At 61.7% G+C, this 585-nt stretch carries 1 protein-coding gene; it reads left to right on the top strand.

The annotated features are described in order from the left end of the window. Positions 1-349 (top strand): hypothetical protein (locus CK240_RS19080; RefSeq protein WP_205957925.1); only part of this gene is annotated, 349 nt, incomplete at its 5' end. Between the last annotated feature and the right edge of the window lie 236 nt (positions 350-585).

Below are 585 nucleotides of genomic sequence, written 5' to 3'. Positions count from 1 at the left end.
CTCGGGTGCCCTTTGGTGGGTAACGAGTTTTATGTCATGCAACCCGCAAGCAACCCACGCGCGGCGCGGTTGTGCCAGGATAACGGCGCAAGCTATGCTCGAGGCGCACCTAGAAACCCAAGAGGAACCACGCATGTCAACCCAATCCGAAGACTATCAGAACCTCGAAAAGCTCGAGCGGCAACTGGTCGAAGAACGCCGCTTTGAGGTCGCTAGATTGGCACGAAACGACATGAGTCTAATGGATGCCGGTCAACGGGTCATTGAGTTGAACGCCATGCTCGAGGCGGTCAGGGCCGCGAAGAAAGAGGAATACGAAATCCAAGGCATTTCTGGGATGATGGGTTAGTCCCGGCAAATGGATGGGGCCGGTGCAACATCCCGCTGCGACCGGCCCCTGCCCAGACGCGGGCGATGCGCTTACACGCGCTGCGGATGGCCCCGGTTCGCGCCGTGCCAGCCTGCGCCGCGCCGGTATGAAGGAACCCGGCCGCGCCGTGACGGGGTTGAGGCTCCCAAGGGCCGGGCACTCACCGTCTAATCCCAGATGCTTCGCGGCTGAACAAACCCGCAGGGCGCATCCCG

The sequence above is a fragment of the Paracoccus salipaludis genome (assembly GCF_002287065.1).
Lineage (GTDB): Bacteria > Pseudomonadota > Alphaproteobacteria > Rhodobacterales > Rhodobacteraceae > Paracoccus > Paracoccus salipaludis.
The sequence above is the reverse complement of the archived record's forward strand: the minus strand, read 5'-3'. Positions and strand labels throughout refer to the sequence as shown.